Source organism: Cellulosimicrobium composti, from assembly GCF_010287905.1.
In the GTDB taxonomy this organism is placed as follows: domain Bacteria; phylum Actinomycetota; class Actinomycetes; order Actinomycetales; family Cellulomonadaceae; genus Cellulosimicrobium; species Cellulosimicrobium composti.
Genome location: NZ_JAAFAN010000124.1, coordinates 1 through 4,124, shown reverse-complemented (window position 1 = coordinate 4,124; position 4,124 = coordinate 1). Strand labels below are relative to the sequence as shown.

Annotated in this window: 4 protein-coding genes; all 4 read right to left on the bottom strand. The window is 79.3% G+C overall.

Annotated features, from left to right (window positions below):
- Positions 1 to 1,196, bottom strand: a 1,196-nt coding sequence (locus GYH36_RS18870; protein WP_162290674.1) for a glycosyltransferase, incomplete at its 3' end; no start/stop codon positions are given.
- Positions 1,193 to 2,206, bottom strand: coding sequence for a glycosyltransferase (locus tag GYH36_RS18865; RefSeq protein WP_162290673.1), 1,014 nt, complete (start codon positions 2,204 to 2,206; stop codon positions 1,193 to 1,195). The genes GYH36_RS18865 and GYH36_RS18870, both read right to left, overlap by 4 nt.
- On the bottom strand, positions 2,203 to 3,279 hold the full coding sequence (locus GYH36_RS18860) for a glycosyltransferase family 9 protein (RefSeq protein ID WP_162290672.1): 1,077 nt from the start codon (positions 3,277 to 3,279) through the stop codon (positions 2,203 to 2,205). The genes GYH36_RS18865 and GYH36_RS18860 overlap by 4 nt, the downstream gene beginning before the upstream one ends.
- On the bottom strand, positions 3,276 to 4,124 hold an 849-nt coding region (locus GYH36_RS18855; protein ID WP_162290671.1), incomplete at its 5' end, for a D-glycero-alpha-D-manno-heptose-1,7-bisphosphate 7-phosphatase. The genes GYH36_RS18860 and GYH36_RS18855, both read right to left, overlap by 4 nt.

Genomic DNA, 4,124 nt, shown 5'->3' with positions numbered 1-4,124 from the left:
GCCACGACCCGCTCGTACGACTCGGCGGTGCGGGCGGCGACGGTCGACCACCCGTAGAGGTGCTCGGCCCGGACGCGCGCGGCGGAGCCGAGCCGCTCCGCGAGCGCCGGGTCGTCCGCGAGGCGCTGCAGCGCGGCGGCGAGCGCGTGCGCGTCGCGCGGGGGCACGAGCAGGCCGGTGCGGCCGTCGACGACGGAGTCGAGCAGCCCGCCCACGGCCGCGCCGACGACGGGGCGGCCGCACGCCGCGGCCTCGAGCGGCACGATGCCGAACGGCTCGTACCACGGGTCGCACACGACGGCGTCGGCGGCGTGCATGAGCGCGCGCACCTCGTCCTGGGTGACGCTGCCGACGAACCGGACGCGTCCGGCGACGCCCGCGGCGTCGGCGACGCCGCGCAGGCGGCGGACCTCGGGGTCGTGGTCGAGGGCGTCCGCGCCGGGGCCGCCCGCGACGACGAGCTCGGCGCCGGGCAGGAGCGCGAGCGCCTCGATGACGGTGTCCACGCCCTTGCGCTCGACGAGCCGGCCGACGGAGAGCAGGCGGAGCCTGCCGGGCTCGCGGTGCAGGTGGTCCGTCCGGTCGGTCGCGGGCAGGAACCGGCCGAGGTCGACGCCGCAGGGCACGACGTCGATGCGGGCGGGGTCCGCGCCGAGCGCGACGAGCTCGGCCACCTCGTCGGCGCACGTCGCGACGACCCGGTCGACGGCCCGGCACAGGAGGCGCTCGCGCGCGACGCGCTCGGCGGGGCTCGTGTCGTGCGCGCCCTGGTGGCGGCGCTTGACGGAGCCGAGGGCGTGGAACGTCTGCACGAGGGGGACGCCGACCGCGGGCGCGGACAGCAGGCCCGCGATGCCGGACATCCAGAAGTGCGCGTGCACGACGTCCGGGCGCGGGCCGGGCTCGATCCACCGGCGCAGGAGGTCGGCGCCGAACGCGTCCATGTGGGGGAGCAGGTCGTCCTTGGGGACGGGGACGGGCGGCCCGGCGTCGACGTGCACGACGTCGACCCCGCGCGCGAGGGGCACGCGCTCGGGCAGGGACGCGTCGTCGCGGCGCGTGAACACCTCGACGCGGTGGCCCTGCGCGCCGAGCCGCGTCGCGAGGGACGCGACGTGGACGTTCTGCCCGCCCGCGTCGACGCCACCCAGCGCCGCGAGGGGGCTGGCGTGCTCCGAGATCATCGCGATCTTCATGAGGTCACCTCCGTCAGGACCGTGTCCCAGCGCCGCAGGAACGCGGCGTGGGAGTAGTGCTCGAGCACGTGGGCGCGGGCCGCCCGGCCGTGCTCGCGGGCGTCGTCCGGGTCGGCGAGCCAGCGTCGCGCGGTCGCGGCGAGCTCGTCGGGACGGGAGCTGAGGAGCCCCGCGGCCGGGGGCACCGCGACGGGCGCCTCGGTGGTCGGCAGCGCGAGGACGGGCATGCCGAGGGCCATCGCCTCCAGCAGGGAGAGCCCGAGGCTCGTCCAGCGGTAGGGGTGCAGGTAGGCGCGCGACGTCGCGAGGCGGGCGTGCATCGCGGCCTGGGGGACGTCGTCGTGCAGCCCGTGCGCGAGCGACCCCCCGCCGGGCGCCACGTCCGGGCCGGTCAGGTGCTCGGCGAGCTTCCCGACGCCCATGCCGTAGACGTCGAGCGGGACGTCGCGGCCCACGCGGACGACGACGTCGGTCCCGGCGACGCGCCAGCGGCGCACCGGTTCGTTGACGACCACGCCGACGCTCGCGCGCTCGCCCGAGTACAGCGGTCCGGGGTCGGGGATCCCGTGGTCGACGACGAGGGTCCGCGCGTCGCCCGTGTCCCACATGAGCGCGTTGAACGCCGTGACGTGCACGATCGGGACGAGACCCTCCTCGACGACGTCGAGGTCGGCCAGCGGGTGCCGGGTCGCGGCGGCGTGGCCGGTCGGGGCGTTGTGCTCCACGTAGACGGCGGGGACGTCGCGGCCCGCGACGAGGCCGGTCCAGCGCCGCAGGAGCTCGACCTCCTCGGGGCGCTGCAGCACGACGACGTCCACCTCCCGCGCGGCGCCGAGGTCGGCGAGCTCGGCGGGCGTGACCTCGCGCGCGCCCGGCGGCCAGTCCCACGTGCGGGCGCGCCCGCGGCCGTCGGGCCCGCGGTCGGGGACAACGGGCACGAGGTACTCGTGGGGGCCCGCGACGAACGCCGTCGCCCACGAGCCGTGCACGTGCCAGACGAGCACCCTCATCGCGCCACCCCCGCGGTCCGGGGCGCCGCGGCGGGCGCGGTCGTCGTCGCGACGCGCGGCACGCCGAGGCGCTCGACGGCGGCGAGGACCTCGCCGGGGTGGACGGCGCCCAGGCACGGGTGACCCGGGACGGGGCACTGCCGCGCGCGCATGCCGCGGCAGGCGGCGTGCTGGTCGCCCAGGACGACGCTCGGCACGCCCCACGGCGCCCACCGCTCGGCGGGCACGACGGGCGCGAACAGCGAGACGACGGGCGTGCCGACCGCGGCGGCGAGGTGCGCGGGGCCCGTGTTGCCGACGACGACGCACCGCGCCCCGTCGAGCACCGCGGCCAGGCCCGCGAGGTCCGTGCGCCCGGAGAGGTCGAGGGCGCGGTCCGCGGCGACGTGGGACGCGAGCGCGGTCTCGCCGGGACCGCCCGTGACGACGACGGCGTGACCCGCGGCCGCGAGCGCCGCGACGACGTCGCGCGCGTGGTCCGGGTCGGGCGCGCGCGCGGGGACCGACGCGCCGGGGTGCACGACGACGTAGGGCCCGGCGGGCACGAGCGCGGCGACGTCCGGGAGGGGGCGGCGCACGCGCAGCCGGTCGCCGTCGGGCGGGGCACCGAATCCGGCGGCCCGGGCGAGGTAGAGCGCCGCCTCCACCTCGTGGAGCCCGTCCGGGCGCGCGTGGCGCACGTCGAGGAGCGACCCGGGGTAGTCCTCGCTCGTCGCGGCGACGTGCTCGACGCCGGCGAGCTTGAGCAGCATCGCCGCGGGCAGCGGGCTCTGGTGGAACGACGTGAACACGACCGCGGACGCGTAGCGGCGGTCGGCGAGCGTGCGGACGAGGTCGAGCACGCGCGGCCCGTCCAGGGGCGGGGGCCGGTAGCCGGACCAGGGCGCGTCGAACACGAGCACGTCGCGCACGTCCGGGAGCAGGCGGGCGGCGGCGCTCCCCGCGGGGGCGGCGAGCACGTCGACGCGTCCGCCGCGCGGCGCGACGGACGCGGCCATCGCGCGCACGGCGGGCCCGGTGAGGAGCACGTCGCCGTCGCTGTCGAGGCGCACGGCGAGGACGTCGGCGCTCATGCGGCACGCTCCTCGTCCGGGTCGGCGGCGGAGGCGTCGGGGGATGCGGGAGGGTCGCCCTGCCGCGCCGACGGGCCGGGGAGGCGGCCGGCGAGCGCGCGCACCGCGGCGGCGAGGTCGGGCGCGACGCGCGGGGCCGCGGCGACCTCCTCGGGCCGGGTCTCGGGGGTCGGCACGAGGACGGGCGTCGCGCCCGCGGCGAGCGCCGCGCCGACGTCGGCGCCGATGTCGCCCACGACGGCGCACCGCCACGGCTCGACGCCGAGGTCCGCCGCCGCGGCGAGGACGAGGCCCGGCCCGGGCTTGCGGCACGCGCACGCGTCGTCCGGCGCGTGCGGGCACACCTGCCAGGTGTCGAACGGCCCGAGCAGCTCCTCGACGCGCGCGTTCACGGCGTCGACCTGCGCGCGCGTGAGGAGCCCGCGACCGACACCGGACTGGTTGGACACCACGCCGAGCCGGACCCCGCGGGCGCGCAGGTCGTCGAGCACGGCGCGCACGCCGTCGAGCGGGCGCACGGCGGCCGGGTCGCCGTTGTACGGGACGTCGCGCACGAGCGTGCCGTCGCGGTCGAGGAGCACGGCTGCGAGCGGCGGCGGCCACGGCTCGAGCCCGCGCCGGGCGGCGAGCGTGCCCGCGACGCGGTGCCGCACCGCGGCGAACGGGATGGCGGCGCTCGTCCACGCCATGCGTCGCAGCTCGGGCCCGAACGCGTCGTCGCCCGGCCGCGGCCCCGGTGCGAGGCGGCGGCCGAGGAACTGCGCGGTGAGGGCCGCCCAGCCGAGCGCGCCGAGCGCCGCGACGCGCGGGCGCCGGGCGAGGAGCCCGGCGGCGCCGACCGCGGC

Bases quoted from the DNA above. Each gene is read 5' to 3' on its own strand.
- GYH36_RS18865 (WP_162290673.1), bottom strand. From the start codon at position 2,206: ATGAGGGTGCTCGTCTGGCACGTGCACGGCTCGTGGGCGACGGCGTTC.
- GYH36_RS18860 (WP_162290672.1), bottom strand. From the start codon at position 3,279: ATGAGCGCCGACGTCCTCGCCGTGCGCCTCGACAGCGACGGCGACGTG.